The sequence below is a fragment of the Acidovorax sp. Root402 genome, assembly GCF_001425125.1.
GTDB classification, from domain to species: Bacteria; Pseudomonadota; Gammaproteobacteria; order Burkholderiales; family Burkholderiaceae_C; genus Acidovorax; species Acidovorax delafieldii.
In genome coordinates this window covers 285,946-299,215 of sequence record NZ_LMDQ01000013.1, presented here as the reverse complement: position 1 = coordinate 299,215, position 13,270 = coordinate 285,946, and the positions used below count along the sequence as shown (strand labels likewise).

Below are 13,270 nucleotides of genomic sequence, written 5' to 3'. Positions count from 1 at the left end.
CAGTCCCTCTGGCGCCATTTCCCCAGCCCACTGCGTGCGCTACCCGAAGCTCAGTAGTCGTGCTCCACGCACCGCTCGAACGCTTCCTTGAGCTTGTGCTCCCACACCCGCTTGTCAGCATTGCCTGCAAAGCTGGCTTCAAAACTGTTGAAAGCCAACTGGTAAGCATGTTTGGCCGTGAGCCCCGTGGCCGCAAACACCTGGGTGAAGTTCTCGTTGATGTAGCCACCAAAGTAGGCAGGGTCGTCCGAATTCACGGTGGCAGCCAGCCCGGCATCGAGCAGCTTGCCGAGGTTGTGGTCCGCAAGGTTGGGGAAGACGCACAGTTTCTGGTTGGACAGCGGGCACACCGTGAGCGCAATGCGGTCTTGCGCCAGGCGCTGCATCAGGGCAGCGTCGTGTACCGCCTGCACGCCATGGTCGATGCGCTCGACCTTGAGCACATCCAGCGCACTCCAGATGTAGGCGGGAGGACCCTCCTCCCCCGCATGGGCCACCAGGTGCAGGCCCAGCTCGCGGCAGCGGGCGAACACGCGGGCAAACTTCTCGGGCGGGTGCCCCAGTTCGCTGGAGTCCAGACCCACACCCACCATCTTGTCGAGCAGCGGCATGGCCTGCTCCAGCGTTTCGAACGCCGACTCCTCGCTCAGATGGCGCAGGAAGCACAGGATCAGCGTGGCGCTGATTCCGAGTTCGGCGCGGGCATCCTGGCAGGCACGGTGCAGACCGTTGATGACGGTCTCCATCGCCACGCCGCGTGCGGTATGGGTTTGCGGGTCGAAGAAGAGTTCGGTGTGCAGCACGTTGTCGCGCGCCGCACGACCCAGGTAAGCGCGCGCCATGTCGTAAAAATCCTGTTCATGCAGCAGCACACTCGCACCGGCGTAGTAGATGTCCAGAAAACTCTGCAGATTGGTGAATGCATAGGCGCTGCGCAAGGCGTCCACGCTGGCATAGGGCAGCGTCAGCCCATTGCGCTGCGCCAGCGCAAAGATCAGCTCGGGCTCCAGCGAGCCCTCGATGTGGATATGCAGCTCGGCCTTGGGCATGGCACGCAGCAGGCTGGGAAGGCGCTCGGCGGAGATGGGGGGGATCTTGAACATCAGCAGACTCCAAAGGTGATGCCACTCTGGCGCAGAAAGCGGCGATACGCAGATGATGCCTTGTCGGCAGCGGTATGCAACTCCGCGCGCAGGTCAAGCGGCAGGCACTGTGGCGTCTGCGACTCCAGCACGGGCTGGTCCTGCGTGAAGATGGTGTGCTGGAAGGCCTGCAGTTTCTCGTCCGGCGAATCGAAATCCGCCACGGCCAGCCGAAACCACACCCGGCTGCGCACCGGCGTCACCGGACAGATGAACAGCGCAATGGACTCGCGCCAGCCATCGACCGCCGTGGTGCCCGCCTCGGGCACCTTGGTCAGCACGGCCGCATAGGGCGCGGTGACTTCGTAGGTGTATTCGACCTGGGCGGCCGCCGTGGAATGCAGGTTGGATTGCGGTTGCCAGGCCTTGCAGCCCGTGGCCAGGAGGCCCGTGGGCGTGGGCTCCACGCGGTAATCGTCGATGGCCGTCGCCTCACGGCTGCCGAGCCAGCCTTCGTGCACAAAGCCGAAATGCGACATGTCCAGAAAGTTCTCGACGATGCGCGGCGCGCTGGCCGCCACGTCGTAGGGACCGCAGTTGAGCTTGCGCAGGCGAGCATCCCCCTCCGCCGCAAACACAGGCAGTCCCTGCTCGCCTGGTGCGATGCGCACCCACACAAGGCCATAGGCTTCCTGCACCTCGAAATGGCGGGCGCAGTGCGTGGCCGGGGGCACAAAGGTAGGCAGTGCAGGCACGTGCGTGCATTGCCCACCGGCCGCAAACTGCCAGCCATGGTAGGGGCACTCCAACTGGCCCTGGGGCGTCACGCGGCCCAGCGACAGGCGGGCGCCCCGGTGCGGGCACTGGTCGGCCAGCGCGAGCACGGCGCCTTCGCTGTCGCGCCACAACACCACGGCTTGTTCCAGCAACTGCACGGCCAGTGGTGCCTGCGCCGCTACGGCTTCTGACAGTGCCACCGGGTGCCACAACGTAGATTCCACCATCGTCCTTGCTCCTTAGAACCTGTTCAAAGTCTTTTTGGAGATTGCATTGGAGTGCAATCGGGATGAGTGGATGCTTCGGATGCGCCGCGTGGGCTCATGCCCATGCAAGCAGCCGGGGCGTCCAATCGCCCGATTTCACTCCAACCCTTCGGGCAAGTGCCTTGCCGGGCGGTCTGCGGCGTTGCGGGGCTTGCCAATAGCACGGGCTATTGGCTGCGCACCGCGCCTGGCATCCCATCCCGGCAAGGGACTTGTGCGACTCCAAAAAGACTTTGAACAGGTTCTTAATGCTGCAGGCCGCAAACGCGCCTGCAAAACAAAAGGGCCACCCCAGGGCGGCCCTTTGTCACAGCAGCTCGCAAGAACTGCCGATGAACGCGGTGCGAATTACTTCTTGTCGCCGCCAGGGATCTTGCCTTCCACGCCCTTGACGTAGAAGTTGATGCCGCCCAGGAACTTGTCGTCAGCCACAGCGTCCTTTTCCAGCACGGGCTTGCCGTCCTGACCCACGATGGGGCCCTTCCAGATGCTGAAGCTGCCGTCGGCCAGGCCCTTCTTCACGGCTTCGACCTTGGCCTTGGTGTCAGCAGGCACGTCTTCAGCGATGGAGACGATGTCGATAGCGCCTTCCTTCACACCCCACCAGCTTTGGCCCGAAGCCCAGGTGCCGTCCAGCACGTCCTTGGTGGCCTTGACGTAGTACGGGCCCCAGTTGATCACCGCCGATGCCAGGTGGGCCTTGGGGCCGTAGGCGGTCATGTCGCTGTCCCAGCCGAAGGCGCGCTTGCCCTTTTCCTGGGCGGTCTTGAGCACGGCGGGAGAGTCGGTGTTCTGGAACAGGATGTCCGCGCCGCCGTTGATCAGGCTGGTCGCAGCTTCGGTTTCCTTCGGTGGGCTGAACCATTCATTCACCCACACCACCTTGGTCTTGATCTTGGGATTGACCGACTGCGCACCCAGCGTGAAGCTGTTGATGTTGCGGATCACCTCAGGGATCGGCACCGAGCCCACCACGCCCAGCGTGTTGGACTTGGTCATGGCACCAGCGATGATGCCGGCCATATACGCGCCTTCGTAGGTGCGGCTGTCGTAGGTGCGCAGGTTTTCGGCGGTCTTGTAGCCGGTGGCGTGTTCGAACTTCACACCCTTGTTGTCTTCCGCGACCTTGAGCATGGACTCCATGTAGCCGAAGGTGGTGCCGAAGATCAACTTGTTGCCCTGGCCGGCCAGGTCGCGCAGCACGCGCTCTGCGTCAGCAGACTCGGGCACGCTTTCCACAAAGCTCGTCACGACCTTGTCGCCAAATTCCTTCTCGATGGCCTTGCGACCGTTGTCGTGCGCGAACGACCAGCCGCCGTCGCCCACCGGGCCGACATAGGCAAACGCGATCTTCAGTGGCTCGGGCTTGGGTGCCGGTGCTTCTGCGGCAGGGGCCGGTGCAGGCGCAGGGGCCGGTGCCGGTTCTTCCTTCTTGCCACAGCCCACCAGGGCAGCAGCAGCCACAGCGGAGAGCGCTGCCACCTTGAGCAGGGAGCGTTTCTGCAGATCAGTCATGTCGGTTTCCTTATCGAAGAAGTAGGACTTGCAAAGGTTGGGGGACGAAAACAATGATTATGGTGCGATCTACCGCAGGGTAACCAGATTTTCCGGTGGGCTAGCCCTTTCAGGAGCCCGGATAAAACGGTTTGCCCAGCGATGCCGGCATGTTGATGCGGATCCACGCCGGATTGCGCGAGATCAGCGCCAGCACCACGATGGTGGCCACATACGGCAGCATGCTCAGCAACTGACTGGCCACCTGCACGCCCGTGGCCTGCAAATGGAACTGCAGCATGGTCACGCCGCCGAACAGATAAGCACCAAGCAACACCCGTGCCGGGCGCCAGGTGGCAAAGGTGGTGAGCGCCAGGGCAATCCAGCCGCGCCCGGCCACCATGCCCTCGACCCACAGCGGGGTGTAGACAGTGGAGATGTAAGCCCCGGCCAGCCCGCACAGCGCCCCGCCCACCACCACGGCCGCCAGCCGGATGCGCCGCACCGGGTAGCCCAACGCATGGGCTGACTCAGGCGATTCGCCCACCGACCGCAGCACCAGCCCGGCGCGGGAGCGGTACAGAAACCAGATCAACCCCGCCACCAGCAGCATGGTGAGATACACCAGCGGGTGCTGCTGGAACAGCGCTGGCCCGAGGAGCGGCACATCGCCCAGCACGGGAATGGCGTACTTGGGCAGCTCGGGCAGCTTGGCCTGCACATAGCTGATGCCCGCAAACGCGGAGAAGCCCACGCCGAACAGACTGAGCGCAAGCCCCGTGGCGTACTGGTTGGTGTTGAGCCAGATCACCAGCACACCAAAGATGGCGGCCAGCACGGCACCTGCCGCCATGCCTGCCGCAAAGCCCAGCCAGGTGTTGCCCGTGTGCACCACGGTGGCAAAGCCGGCAATGGCGGCGCAGAGCATCATGCCCTCGGCCCCCAGGTTGACGATGCCCGCCTTTTCGTTGATGAGCAGGCCCAGGGCCGCAATGGCCAGCACGGTGCCCGCACTGAGCGTGGCGCCGATGAGCAGTGCATAAGACTCCATCAGACACCTCCTTTCTTGCTGCCGACCCAGCGGATGCGGTAGGCAATCAGCGTGTCACAGGCCAGCAGCGTGAACAGCAGCAGGCCCTGGAACACACCGGTGAGCGACTTGGGCAGGCCCAGGCGCGACTGCGCGAGTTCACCGCCGATGTAGAACATGCTCATGAGGACGGCCGAGAGGATCATGCCCACCGGGTGCAACCGCCCCACAAAGGCCACGATGATGGCCGCGAAGCCGTAGCCCGCAGGCACATAGGGCGTGAGCTGGCCGATGGGCCCTGCCACCTCCAGCGCGCCCGCCAGGCCAGCGGCGCCGCCCGAGATCAGCAGCGCCGTCCACAGCGCGCGGCGCGACGAAAAGCCCGCATAACGCGCCGCCGCCGGTGCCAGCCCGCCCACCTGCTGTGCAAAGCCCGCCCGCGTGCGGAACAGGAACACCCACAAGGCCCCAGCGCCTGCGAGCGCCAGCAGCAACCCGATGGACACGCGCGAGCCCTGCATCAGGCGCGGGATCTGCGTGACCTTCTCGAACGTCTTGGTCTGCGGAAAGTTGTAGCCCATCGGGTCCTTCCACGGGCCATAGACCAGATAGCCCAGCACCAGCGTGGCCACATAAACCAACATCAGACTCACCAGGATTTCGTTGGCGTTGAACTTGTCGCGCAGCAGCGCCGTGAGCCCCGCCCAGGCCATGCCGCCCAGCACCCCGGCGAGCAGGATGGCGGGCACGATCCAGGGGCCCGTGGTCTTGTCGGCCAGCAGCGCCACGCCACCCGCCACCACGGCGCCGATCACAAACTGGCCTTCGGCACCGATGTTCCACACGTTGGAGCGGAAACACACGGCCAGCCCCAGCGCAATCAGCAACAGTGGCGTGGCCTTGACCATGAGCTCGCCAATGGCGTACTGCGTCTTGATCGGCTCCCAGAAGAACACCTGCAGCCCGCGCACCGGGTCTTTGCCCAGCGCAATGAACAAGGCCACACCGATCAGCACGGTAAAGGCCAGCGCCAGCAGGGGCGAGCCGTAGGTCCAGAGCTTGGAAGCCTGGGGGCGTGGTTCCAGCTTAAGCATGCTGCACCTCCGCTGCCTTGGCCTGTTGTGCGAGGTGCGCTTGGACATCGGCATGCCACAGCCCGCTCATCCATTCACCGATGCGTTCCACCGTGGCCTCGGCGCGTGGCACGGAAGGCGACATATGCCCCTTGGCCACCACGTGCAGCCGGTCGCAGATTTCAAACAATTCGTCCAGCTCCTCACTCACCACCAGCACGGCGCAGCCTGCGTCACGCAGGGCCAGGATGGAGCCCCGGATCTGTGCGGCGGCGCCCACATCCACGCCCCAGGTGGGCTGCGAGACGATGAGCAGCTTGGGGTTGGCGTCAATCTCGCGCCCCACGATGAACTTCTGCAGGTTGCCACCCGACAGCGACTTGGCCGCTGCGTTGGGTCCACCCGCCTTCACATTGAAGCGCCGGATGATGTCCTCGGCATGTTTTTGCAGCGCACCCACCTTGATCCAGCCACTGCCGCCGACCGAATTGGTGCGGGTGAGCAGCAGGTTGTGCGCCAGCCCCATGGTGGGCACGGCGCCCCGGCCCAAGCGCTCTTCGGGCACAAAATGCAGGCCCAGCGCACGGCGCTCGCCGGGACCCATGCGGCCCGCGTTCTGGCCGGACACCTGGATGCAGGCCGCGTCAGCCCGCTGGTCTTCGCCCGACAACGCGTAGAGCAGCTCTTTTTGCCCGTTGCCCGACACTCCGGCAATGCCCACCACCTCGCCCGCCTTGACCTCGAACTGCAGGTCGATCAGGTCCACGCCGAACTGGTCGGCTCGCGGCAGCGACAAGCCCTGCACGCGCAGCACCGTGGCGCCGGTCTGCACGGCGCGGTGTTCCAGCGCCGGCGGCTCGGCGCCGATCATCAGCCGCGACAGCGATGCATTGGATTCCTCGGCCGGGTTGCACACACCCGTCACCTTGCCGCCGCGCAGCACGGTGCAGGCGGTGCACAGCGCGCGGATTTCGTGCAGCTTGTGGCTGATGTAGAGGATGCTGCAGCCCTCGCTGGCCAGCTTGCGCAGCACCACGAAGAGCTTTTCTACGGCCTGGGGCGTGAGCACCGAAGTGGGTTCGTCCAGGATCAGCACCTTGGGATTGGTGAGCAGCGCGCGGATGATTTCTACCCGCTGCATTTCGCCCACGCTCAACGTGTGCACGGGGCGCAGGGGGTCGATGTCCAGGCCGTATTCGGCGGCCTTGGCGGTGATGCGGCCGGTCACTTCGGCCAACGTCAGGCTCTTGTCCAGGCCCAGCCACACGTTCTCGGCCACCGTGAGGGTGTCGAACAGGCTGAAATGCTGGAACACCATGGCAATGCCCAGGGCCCGCGCTTCTTGCGGGTTGCGCACCTGCACGGCCTGGCCGTTGAAGAACACGCTGCCTTCATCGGGCTTGACCGAGCCGTAGATGATTTTCATCAGCGTGGACTTGCCCGCGCCGTTTTCGCCCAGCACGGCGTGGATTTCACCCGGCAGCACCGTGAGCGACACGCCGCTGTTGGCCACCACGGCCGGGTAGCGCTTGGTGATGCCCACCAGCTGCAGCCGTGGCGGCGCCGCACCAGGCGCTGAAGGATTGGGGGGAGAACTCATGCGGGGATTGTCTCTCAGTTTTACAACTTGTTATAAGAATGAAAATACCTCATGGCGCTTGTTCAGCATGCTCAAGCAGCTATTCTTTTCGTAGCGAAGCAGCCACGGTTTTCACGCAATCTCGCAGCCAGGCGGCCGCCGCCGAGTGGTGCGTGCGGGCATGCCACAACTGGTAATACATGAGCCGGGGAAAGGGCACCGGGCACGGCAGGATGGCCAGGGGCAGCTGGTCCACATACCGCTCGCAGTACTGGCGGCCCGTGGTCAGCACAAGCAAGCTCGATGCCACGATGCTGGGGATGAGGCTGAAATGCGCGCAGCGCGCCGTGATGTGGCGCTGCATGCCCAGGCTGTCCAGGTGGGCGTCGATCACGCCCCGCGCGCCAGGGTGGGTGGGCGTGGGGGCGATGTGCTCGGCGGCCAGCCAGCTCTCCACGTCCCAGCCGCGCCGCACGGCAGGGTGGTCCTTGCCGACCAGGCACACCACCTCGTCGCCAAACAGGCGGCCCATGTGCAGGTCGTCCGGCGGCTGGGGCCAGTTGCCGATCACCACGTCCACGTCGCCCTGCGCCAAGTGCGCGTGGTAGTGCGCGTCGGCCGACAGGGGCAGGATCTCGATCGGACACAGGGGCGCCTCGACCTTGATGCGGGCCACGAGCTGGGGCAGAAAGAGTGGGTCGAGGTAGTCGCTGGCCGCCACGCGGAAGGTGCGGGTGGCCGTGCGCGGATCAAACCCGCGCGCGTCCGAAAACAGTGCCTCGGCCGCCCGCAAAATGGCGCCTGCAGGCTCCACCATGCGCAGTGCGGCGTCGGTGGGCATCATGCTGGCGCCGGAGCGCACCAGCAGCGGGTCGCCCGACAGGTCGCGCAGCCTTTTCAACGCAGCCGACACCGCCGGCTGGTGCATGCCCAGGCGGACGGCGGCCCTCGATACGCTGCGTTCTGTGAGCACGGTGTGCAAGACCCTTATGAGATGGAGGTCTATCTTGTCGAAAAGGGCGTGGTCTCTCATAGCGGTGGGGGCATGGGTGCCATAAGCTTGCGCATATGCCGGTAACGGTACTGCGTTCTACCCTCTGCTGAACCTTTCCATCAAAGATCGAAGTGGCGTTTGTCATGACAACAAGACCCTTGCAATTCCTGCGCCGAGGCCAGCCCGTGGCGCTGGGCAATGTACCACCCGACCGCACTCTGCTGGAGGTGCTGCGCGAAGACCTGGGCAACACCGGCACCAAGGAGGGCTGCGGCGAAGGCGACTGTGGCGCCTGCACCGTGGTACTGGGCGAAGAACGCGATGGCCAGCTGCACTACAGCGCCGTGAACAGCTGCATCCGCCTGGCCCATTCGGTGGACGGTATGGCGCTGTGGACCGTGGAGGACCTGGCCGAAGACCCGCTGATCCAGCCGGTGGGCGACGCCCCCGCTGCGGCGCGGCAAGCGATCACCTTGCACCCTGCCCAAGAGGCCATGGTTCAGTGCCACGGGTCGCAGTGCGGGTTCTGCACCCCCGGTTTTGTCATGAGCCTGTTCGGCATGTACCAAAGGCACATTGCCCCCACGCTCCCCACTGCGTGTGGTTCGCTGCCCCCATCCGGGGAAGGCCCCCCGGACTCCCGTGCGCCCGGGGCCCTCGCGCCTAGGGGCGGCCCGTCGGCGCTCGACCACGTCCGCCACGGCCAACCCATCACCCGCGAACTGGCGCAGGAAGAACTCTCGGGCAACCTGTGCCGCTGCACTGGCTACCGCCCCATCCTTGATGCCGCCCAGCAGATGGCATCGCTGCCCGGCATGGCGGTCAACGAGGCTGAAGTGCTACAAAAATTGAAGCTGCTTCGGCATGGTGCACTAGCGCAAGCGGCCGATTCGGCGTATATCGCGCCCTCCACCCTCCCAGAACTGCTCGCAGCCCGCGCCGCCCACCCGGGCGCCCAGGTGGTGGCGGGCTGTACCGACGTGGGGCTGTGGGTGACCAAGCAGCACAAGCAGTACACCCAGGTGCTGGACGTGACCCGCGCGGCCGAGTTGCGGCAGGTGGCACAGCACCCCGACGCCATCCACATCGGCGCTGCCGTCACGCTGACCGACGCGTTTGCAGCCCTCACCGCACAGTGGCCGCAGTTGCATCGATTTGCCACACGGTTTGCGGGGCTGCCCGTGCGCAACTCGGGCACGCTGGGCGGCAACGTGGCCAACGGCTCGCCCATTGGCGACTCCATGCCACTCTTGATCGCCCTGCGCGCCCAGGTGGTACTGGCAAGCCAGGCCCGGGGCGAGCGCCAGCTGCCGCTGGAAGACCTGTACACCGGCTACCGGCAAAACGTGATGGCGGCCGATGAGCTGCTGGTGCGCATCGTGGTGCCCCGCCCTTCTGCCCAAGAACAGCTGCGGGCATACAAGATTTCGAAGCGCTTTGACGACGACATCTCAGCCGTCTGCCTGGTGCTCAACCTCGACATCGCAGGCGGCACCGTGCAGCGCGCCAGCATCGGCGCAGGCGGCGTGGCTGCCACACCGGCCCGTGCGCGGCAGACCGAAGCCGCGCTGACCGGCCAGCCCTGGACCGAGGCCACCGCGCAGCGTGCCGCTGCGGTGCTGCAGGCCGAGTTCAGCCCCATCTCCGACATGCGCGCCAGCGGTGCCTACCGCCGCCAGGTGCTGGGCAGCCTGCTGCAGCGCTACTGGCTGGAGAGCCAGGGCCAACCCTCGGTCAGCCTGGACACCTTGACGCTGGAGGCCGCCGTATGAACGCCCCACACACCATCGCAGAGACCGCCCTGCCCGCGCCCACCCGCGCCGCCATGGGCCAGTCGCACATCCACGAAAGCGCCCGCGCCCAGGTGGCGGGCGCCGCGCACTACATCGACGACCTGCCGGAGGTGAAGGGCACGCTGTACGCAGCGCCCATCCTCTCCACCGTGGCCCACGGCACCCTGAACGGGGTGGATGCCACCGCCGCCCTCGCGCTGCCCGGCGTGCGCGGCGTGGTGCTGGCCAGCGACGTGCCCGGCGACAAGATCCTGGCCGCGTTCGGGCACGACGAGCCCGTGTTTGCGCTGGACAGTGTGCAGTTCGTCGGCCAGGTGATCGGCCTGGTGGTGGCCGACTCGGTCATGCAGGCGCGCCGCGCGGTGCGGGCCGTGAAGCTCGACATCACCCCCCTGCCCGCCGTGCTGACGGTGCAGGACGCGCTGAAGGCGCAAAGCTATGTGCTGCCGCCGGTGTTTGTGCGCCGGGGCGATGCGGCCACCGGCCTCGCGCAATCGGCGCACCGCATGCAGGGAGCGTTTGAAGTCGGCGGCCAGGAGCATTTCTATCTGGAAGGCCAGATCGCCTACGCCATGCCGCTGGAGCAAAAACAGTGGTGGATTTACTCCAGCACGCAGCACCCCGGCGAGGTGCAGCACTGGGTGGCGCACGCGCTGGGCATCGACAACCACGCGGTCAAGGTGGAATGCCGCCGCATGGGTGGTGGCTTTGGCGGCAAGGAGACCCAGGCCGGGCACCTGGCTGTGTGGGCCGCCGTGGCCGCGAACAAGCTGGGCCGCCCCATCAAGCTGCGGCTGGACCGGGACGAGGACTTCATGGTCACCGGCAAGCGCCACCCGTTTGCGTACGAGTACGACGTGGGCTTTGACGGCACGGGCCGCATCACGGGCCTGAAGCTCCAGATGGCCGCCAACTGCGGCTTCAGCGCCGACCTGTCGGGCCCCGTGGCCGACCGCGCGGTGTTCCATGCCGACAACGCGTATTACCTGAGCGATGTCGAGATCGCGTCGTACCGCTGCAAGACGAACACGCAGAGCCACACCGCCTTCCGCGGCTTTGGCGGCCCGCAGGGCGTGATCGTGATCGAGGCCATCCTGGGCGACATCGCGCGTGCGCTGGGCCTGGACGCACAGGACGTGCGCCTGGCCAACCTGTACGGCAAGGACGCGAGCACGGGCCGCCACGTCACCCACTACCAGATGGCGGTGGAAGACAACATCCTGCACGAACTGCTGCCCACGCTGGAGCAGACCTCGCACTACCGCCAACGCCAGGCCGAGATTGCGGACTGGAACGCGCACAACACCGTCATCAAGCGCGGCATGGCCATCACGCCCGTCAAGTTCGGCATCAGCTTCACGGCGACGCTGTTCAACCAGGCGGGCGCGCTGGTGCACGTGTACACCGATGGCAGCGTGCAGGTAAACCATGGCGGCACCGAAATGGGCCAGGGCCTGCACACCAAGGTGGCGCAGATCGTGGCCGACGAGCTGGGCGTGCCCCTGCACCGCGTGCTGGTGACGGCCAGCGACACCAGCAAGGTGCCCAACGCCAGCGCCACTGCGGCCAGCAGCGGCACCGACCTGAACGGCCGCGCCGCCCAATATGCCGCGCGCAACGTGCGCGACAACCTGGCCTCGTTCGTGTGTGGGCTGGACGGCTGCGGCGCAGGCGCGATCCGGTTTGCAGGCGGCCAGGTGATCTCGCCCAAGACGGTGCGCAGTTTTGAAGAGGTGGTGCAGACCGCGTACGCCAACCGCATCCAGTTGTGGAGCGACGGCTTTTACCGCACACCCAAGATCCACTACGACAAGACCACCCTCACCGGGCGCCCGTTCTACTACTTTGCCTACGGCGCCGCCTGCACCGAGGTGGCCATCGACACCCTGACCGGCGAGAGCCGCGTGCTGAAGGTGGACATCCTTCACGACGTGGGCCACAGCATCAATCCGGCCATCGACATCGGCCAGATCGAGGGCGGTTTTGTGCAGGGCATGGGCTGGCTGACGACCGAGCAGCTGGTGTGGAACGACAAGGGCACCCTCGCCACCCACGCGCCCAGCACCTACAAGATTCCCGCCACGGGCGACATTCCGGCGCACTTCAACGTCCACCTGTGGCCCGAGGCGAATCGGGAGGACAACGTGGGAGGCAGCAAGGCGGTGGGGGAGCCGCCGTTCATGCTGGCGATCAGCGTGTACGAGGCGCTGCGCAATGCGGTGGCAGCGGGGCGTAGCGGCGTGGATGCTGCGGCGCCAGTGGTGTTGACGGCGCCGGCGACTGCGGAGAATGTGCTGAAGGCGTTGGGGCGGTTGGGAAGTGACGTTTTTGGCTTCTGGCGGTAATGGGATATGGGTTGGTAGCTATTGATTTTGTAGTGTTTGGTTGTGTGCGCTGACTGAGTCGCATGCCTTTGTTAAGGGCGGAGGCCGGGAGTCGCCCGGCAGGCGAGGCACTTTTCTTTGCTTCGCCAAAGAAAAGTGCCCAAAAGAAAGGCGACCCCGCTGTCTGCGTCCCCTGCGCTGACGCTACGGGGCAACCTGCGGTGCTCGGGTTTGGCGGGGGTCTCGCTCAACTCGCGCCGCTGCGCGTCGCTCAGACACACGCGAGCCCTGATCCGCCAAACCCTGCGCTCCTCGGCGCATCCACAGGGGCACTGGGGGCAGAACTTCCACACGGGCCATTGCTTCGCTCGGCCCAGGCTGCGCAGCGCGTGGCGCTTGCGCCCGCGAGGTGGGGCCGAGCGCAGCAATGGCCCGTTCGGCTGTTCGGCTGTTCGGCTGTTCGGCTGTTCGGCTGCTTGGCTGCTTGGCTGCTTGGCTGTTTGGATGTTCGGCTGTCCACCCCCCTGCTGGCTGCGCCTGCGGCGGGGCGGTTGCGGGGTGAGCATGGGCGTCGGAGCGCCCATGCTTCGTGAACTGACTCGCCGTGGCTGTCTGAGCGGCGCGCGGCAGCGCAAAGCGAGTTCCACGGCGCACCTCGCAGCCGCCCCGCCGCAGGTTTGCCCCTTCGCAACGCGAAGGGGTCGCAGACTGGGGGGCGCCTTTTCTTTGGTGACTTTCTTTTGGCGAAGCAAAAGAAAGTTACTCGCACGCCGGGCGACTCCCGGCCTCCGCCCTCAACACAGGCAAGCAGCCCAATCAGCACAATGACCAGACACTACAAAATCAATAGCTACCAGC

General features: G+C 65.8%; 9 protein-coding genes. 2 read left to right on the top strand and 7 right to left on the bottom strand.

The annotated features are described in order from the left end of the window. Positions 1-50 precede the first annotated feature (50 nt). The 7 genes from ASC83_RS08830 to ASC83_RS08800 form a co-directional block, all read right to left on the bottom strand. Entirely contained in the window at positions 51-1,103 is a 1,053-nt protein-coding gene (locus ASC83_RS08830; RefSeq protein ID WP_056060809.1) for an adenosine deaminase, read from the bottom strand. After that, positions 1,103-2,086, bottom strand: a complete 984-nt coding sequence (locus tag ASC83_RS08825; protein WP_056060806.1) for an aromatic ring-hydroxylating dioxygenase subunit alpha — start codon at positions 2,084-2,086, stop codon at positions 1,103-1,105. The genes ASC83_RS08830 and ASC83_RS08825 overlap by 1 nt, the downstream gene beginning before the upstream one ends. 387 nt (positions 2,087-2,473) lie before the next feature. Continuing rightward, a complete protein-coding gene (locus ASC83_RS08820; protein ID WP_056060802.1) occupies positions 2,474-3,640 on the bottom strand; it encodes a BMP family ABC transporter substrate-binding protein in 1,167 nt (388 codons plus the stop codon). Positions 3,641-3,749: 109 nt separating this feature from the next. Beyond that, a complete protein-coding gene (locus ASC83_RS08815; RefSeq protein WP_056060799.1) occupies positions 3,750-4,670 on the bottom strand; it encodes an ABC transporter permease in 921 nt (306 codons plus the stop codon). Continuing rightward, positions 4,670-5,743 carry an ABC transporter permease gene (locus tag ASC83_RS08810; protein ID WP_056060797.1) on the bottom strand — a complete coding sequence of 358 codons (1,074 nt, stop codon included), beginning with the start codon at positions 5,741-5,743 and terminating at the stop codon, positions 4,670-4,672. Before ASC83_RS08810 ends, ASC83_RS08815 begins: the two co-directional genes overlap by 1 nt. Beyond that, the gene (locus ASC83_RS08805; RefSeq protein WP_056060792.1) at positions 5,736-7,322 is read right to left on the bottom strand and encodes an ABC transporter ATP-binding protein; all 1,587 of its coding nucleotides are present in this window, start codon (positions 7,320-7,322) and stop codon (positions 5,736-5,738) included. The genes ASC83_RS08810 and ASC83_RS08805 overlap by 8 nt, the downstream gene beginning before the upstream one ends. Positions 7,323-7,401: 79 nt before the next feature. Continuing rightward, complete coding sequence (locus tag ASC83_RS08800) at positions 7,402-8,334, bottom strand: LysR family transcriptional regulator (RefSeq protein WP_082522392.1); 933 nt, start codon at positions 8,332-8,334, stop codon at positions 7,402-7,404. A gap of 104 nt (positions 8,335-8,438) precedes the next feature. On the opposite strand from ASC83_RS08800, the gene ASC83_RS08795 reads away from it, so the two are divergent. After that, complete coding sequence (locus tag ASC83_RS08795) at positions 8,439-10,067, top strand: xanthine dehydrogenase small subunit (RefSeq protein WP_056062072.1); 1,629 nt, start codon at positions 8,439-8,441, stop codon at positions 10,065-10,067. Then, positions 10,064-12,433, top strand: coding sequence for a xanthine dehydrogenase molybdopterin binding subunit (xdhB, locus tag ASC83_RS08790; protein WP_056060787.1), 2,370 nt, complete (start codon positions 10,064-10,066; stop codon positions 12,431-12,433). Before ASC83_RS08795 ends, xdhB begins: the two co-directional genes overlap by 4 nt. Positions 12,434-13,270: the final 837 nt, after the last annotated feature.

Coding starts and splice junctions, on each gene's coding strand:
- ASC83_RS08830 (WP_056060809.1), bottom strand. CDS start 1,103: ATGTTCAAGATCCCCCCCATCTCCGCCGAGCGCCTTCCCAGCCTGCTG.
- ASC83_RS08795 (WP_056062072.1), top strand. CDS start 8,439: ATGACAACAAGACCCTTGCAATTCCTGCGCCGAGGCCAGCCCGTGGCG.
- ASC83_RS08805 (WP_056060792.1), bottom strand. CDS start 7,322: ATGAGTTCTCCCCCCAATCCTTCAGCGCCTGGTGCGGCGCCGCCACGG.
- ASC83_RS08810 (WP_056060797.1), bottom strand. CDS start 5,743: ATGCTTAAGCTGGAACCACGCCCCCAGGCTTCCAAGCTCTGGACCTAC.
- ASC83_RS08815 (WP_056060799.1), bottom strand. CDS start 4,670: ATGGAGTCTTATGCACTGCTCATCGGCGCCACGCTCAGTGCGGGCACC.
- ASC83_RS08825 (WP_056060806.1), bottom strand. CDS start 2,086: ATGGTGGAATCTACGTTGTGGCACCCGGTGGCACTGTCAGAAGCCGTA.
- ASC83_RS08800 (WP_082522392.1), bottom strand. CDS start 8,334: ATGAGAGACCACGCCCTTTTCGACAAGATAGACCTCCATCTCATAAGG.
- xdhB (WP_056060787.1), top strand. CDS start 10,064: ATGAACGCCCCACACACCATCGCAGAGACCGCCCTGCCCGCGCCCACC.
- ASC83_RS08820 (WP_056060802.1), bottom strand. CDS start 3,640: ATGACTGATCTGCAGAAACGCTCCCTGCTCAAGGTGGCAGCGCTCTCC.